The 3,567-nt window shown below is 64.4% G+C and carries 5 protein-coding genes; 2 read left to right on the top strand and 3 right to left on the bottom strand.

Translation table 11 applies throughout. From position 1 onward, the window contains the following. Both AC0AP0_RS10430 and AC0AP0_RS10425 read left to right on the top strand, forming a co-directional pair. Positions 1-264, top strand: a 264-nt coding sequence (locus tag AC0AP0_RS10430) for an HAD hydrolase family protein (protein ID WP_490430411.1), incomplete at its 5' end; no start/stop codon positions are given. Positions 265-385: 121 nt separating this feature from the next. Beyond that, positions 386-1,141: a ComF family protein gene (locus tag AC0AP0_RS10425; protein WP_490430410.1), complete on the top strand. Its 756-nt coding sequence runs from the start codon at positions 386-388 to the stop codon at positions 1,139-1,141. On the opposite strand, the gene AC0AP0_RS10420 is transcribed toward AC0AP0_RS10425, so the two are convergent. The 3 genes from AC0AP0_RS10420 to AC0AP0_RS10410 form a co-directional block, all read right to left on the bottom strand. Next, positions 1,138-2,490: a Y-family DNA polymerase gene (locus AC0AP0_RS10420; protein ID WP_490430409.1), complete on the bottom strand. Its 1,353-nt coding sequence runs from the start codon at positions 2,488-2,490 to the stop codon at positions 1,138-1,140. The genes AC0AP0_RS10425 and AC0AP0_RS10420 overlap by 4 nt on opposite strands. Continuing rightward, positions 2,487-3,104 carry a LexA family protein gene (locus tag AC0AP0_RS10415; RefSeq protein ID WP_198208455.1) on the bottom strand — a complete coding sequence of 206 codons (618 nt, stop codon included), beginning with the start codon at positions 3,102-3,104 and terminating at the stop codon, positions 2,487-2,489. Before AC0AP0_RS10415 ends, AC0AP0_RS10420 begins: the two co-directional genes overlap by 4 nt. Positions 3,105-3,192: 88 nt before the next feature. Then, positions 3,193-3,567, bottom strand: a 375-nt coding sequence (locus tag AC0AP0_RS10410; RefSeq protein WP_490430408.1) for a sensor histidine kinase, incomplete at its 5' end; no start/stop codon positions are given.

The raw sequence follows: 3,567 nt of genomic DNA, 5'->3' as shown, positions 1-3,567 counted from the left end.
GCAGACCTGCCCCACCTGCAGGTGCGATCCGGCGGCTCCACCAGCGTGGACATCTCAGCCAAGGGCATCGACAAGGCCTATGCCATGACCTCCCTGGCCAAGATACTGGGCGTAGATGTCGGTCAGATCGCTTTCGTGGGCGACCGGATGGATCCGGACGGCAACGATTATCCAGCTGCTATGGCCGGGGCCATGGCTCTGCGTGTGCATAATCCGGCCGATACCCTGGACCTGATCCGGGCTCTTGAGGCAGATCTGGTCTGAACCTGCTGAACCTGTCTGCAGACAATCCTGTGAGCGGATGGTCTGTGAACGGATGGTCTGTTCATGCACATGGCTTTGTCCTGCTTTCCTATCCTCAATGTTTGAGGGTTGGCTAGGCGTTATGTGCAACCTTTCATTGGCATCCGGCCGGTTCCGACAGGCCGCTTGTACTGTCGCCTCAGCCTTGGCTAGCTCGGCGCTGGACTTGCTGGCTCCTCGATCCTGCGCCGGCTGTGATCGCCCCGATCTTCTGCTATGCCCCACTTGCAGATCCCTGCTCTTCCGGCCCCTGTCGGTGCCTGCGCCCGCCTATGCCATGGGCCTGGCTCTGGCCTGTGCTCCATATCGAGGACCTGTCAGGCGGATCATTCTAGCTTGGAAGGACCACGACAACCGGCCCTTGGACGCACCCTTGGGCCAGGTCATGGCCGATCTTGCTCCAGTCCTGGCCAGACTGATCGATCCTCTGCTCCGGTCCAAGCCTGCGAAGGCGATCCTGGTGGTTCCCGCCCCCTCCTCGGCTGCCTCCCTGCGAAGGCGGGGGAGGGTTCATCTGCAGCCGATCCTTCTGTCTCTGGTTCAGGCTCTGCAGCAGCAGGGCCTGACTGCCAGTGTGGAACCCGCGCTGATCATGAACTCCGTCAGCACCAAGTCCGTCCAGGCGGGCGGCCGCCGGAACCGTTCGCGTCGGCTGGCAGGCCGGATCGCGGTTGCGGATCCCTTACGGTTGGCCGGCCATCCCGTCCTGGTGGTGGACGACATCATTACCACAGGATCCACCATCCGCCAGTGCGCTCGTGCCCTGGAGACCGCAGGCGCCCTGCCGTTGGCTGCCTTAGCTCTAGCGGCCGTTTCTCCAGGCCATGAGGATCTCTAGCGGGCCTGGACCACGGCCATCTCATCCCAGCGGGTGGTGGACCGGGGGGAGAGCATGCCCCGGTTCATGGCCCAGTCGGCCCCTGTATCTTCGTCGCCTCGGCCCTTGCCGCGGATGCCTCCGTAGCCTACGCCCACTCGGAAGGGCCCGAAACGACGGGTGGCATCCTCTAGGACATCCCCCAGACCATGGGTGTCCCGGGCTGCGTCCAGGCCTTCCAGGGTGTGGAAGTGGTCGGCATCAGTCAGGTCCAACAGAACCACCCCGGCTCGGATCCAGCGGGCGTGCGGATCCACTCGACCCTTGAGCGCCCGGCTGGCTGCGCCGGCGATGACCAGGGGGTCGTCGCTGGGATCCTCCAGGACGACAGTCCGGCCGACTGCGCAGAACTGCTGGGGCGCATAGGGACTGGTGGAGCAGAAGACCCGCACCTTGCCGCACAGGCCGTGCTGTCGACGCAGACGGCGGCAGGCCTTCTGGGCATAGATGCTCAGTGCCTGAGCCAGAGTGGTGTAGCCCTCGATAGGGTGGGAGAACATGCGCGAGCACAGAATCTGATCGGTGCGCACACCCCTGGCGGCATCCGCCTCGGGCTCGATGCAGGGCCGTCCCCTCAATTCCAGGACAGTGCGCTGCAGCATGACGGAGAACCGGTGACGGATCAGCGAGGGATCGGCATTGCGCAGATCCAGAGCGGTGGTGATGCCCATGCCCATGAGCCTGCCTGTCAGCCGTCGGCCCACCCCCCAGATCTGGTCGACGGGCACTGATGCCAGAGCCTGGTCGCCGTACTGGGCTTCCACCTGGCTCCAGAGGGTGATTCCCTCGGTCGAGGGATGGTCCTTGGCCCAGTGGTTGGCCACCTTGGCCAGGGTCTTGGTAGGCGCCACCCCCACGCTGACGGGAATGCCGGTGGACCGCAGGACTGCGGCACGTAGCTCCCGGCAGATCTCGACAGTGCGCTTGTCGTTCCAGATGCTGTCCATGAAGCACTCGTCGATGGAATAGACCTCCTGGTTAGGCAGGAAATGGGCCATGATGGCCATCATGCGCCGGGAGAGGCTGGCGTAGAGCTCATAGTTGGAACTGCGGGCCACCACCCCGTCCTGCAGGGCCCGTTCACGAATGGTGAACCAGGGTGTGCCGTTGGTGATGCCCAGGGCCTTGGCCGGGCGGTTGCGGGCCACTACGCAGCCGTCATTGTTGGACAGCACGACCACCGGACGGTCAGCCAGGGATGGATCGAAGACGGCCTCGCAGGAGGCAAAGAAAGAATTGGCATCAGCCAGGACTACTCGGCCTGTCAGAGCGGTCTCGGGTGCAGGATCGGCCGGTTTTGGCGCGCTCATGCCGACCCCCAGCCCGTGGAAGGATAGGTGGGTTTTCGGCCCTGGCTTTCCGTACGCCTGCGTTCATGCAGGGTGTGTCCGGGATAGGTGACCTGCGGCAGGGGAGAGCCGCTCCGGGATTCTCCCTTGGTATCTACCCGCTGCCAGTGGTAGTTGCCGATGACCACCCCCCAGATGACCAGTTCCTCGCCCTCCTGGGGCATAAAGTCGGGGTAGGCGGGGTTCTCGGCCCGCAACATGGTCCGTCCCTTGTACCTGGCCAGCCGCTTGACCAGCAGCTCGTCGTCCAGGATGGCGATGACGATGTCCCCCTCACGTGGCTCCAGGGAACGGTCGACCACCAGCAGATCCCCATCGAAGATGCCGGCGCCGGTCATGGAATCGCCTGCCACATGGATGATGAAGGTGGCGTCGGGGTGGACGATGACGTTCTGATCGAAGCTGAAGTCGCCGCTGAAGTAGTCCTGAGCGACTGAGGGGAAGCCGGCGTGGACGGCCTCCAAGGCCTGGGGAACGGGACTGGGGTGCCCTCGGAAGAGGCTCAGGGCATCGACCCGGCACTCCGGCAGAGAAGCAGGGGCCGCCTCTGGCGACCCATGGATGGTAGCGACCATGGCACACCTCGAACTCAATGACATTCGAACAAATGTTCGATTTCATTATGAGTCGGAGTCCGCCTCCCAGTCAATGCGGCGCGTCGGATCAGTCGGAACGGCCCACGCCCTCCTCGTCCTCGTCGGGGTCGCGGTGATATCTGGGCAGGGTGATCTCGAAGTCCGCTCCGCGCGGATCGTCCACCACCTGCACCTGGCCTCCATGCAGCTGGGCCGCCCAGCGCGCGATGGACAGTCCCAACCCGGTGCCGCCCGACTCCGTGCCCGGCCCGGCCTTGCCTTTGACGAAACGCCGGAAGATGTCGGTGCGGGCCTCGGGAGGTATCTGTGAGCCGAAGTTGACCACGTTGGTGACTATGGTCTCCTGCTGCCGGTCCTCGTGGGCTTGGATCAGCACCGTGGTGCCGTCGGCCGAGTGCTTCAGGGCGTTGCTGATGACGTTGGTGAAGAGCTGGCGCAGCCG

The sequence above is a fragment of the Bifidobacterium sp. POST2/T3 (B1) genome (assembly GCF_058197115.1).
Note: the sequence above shows the minus strand (reverse complement) of the source record. Positions and strands in the feature narration are given on the sequence as shown.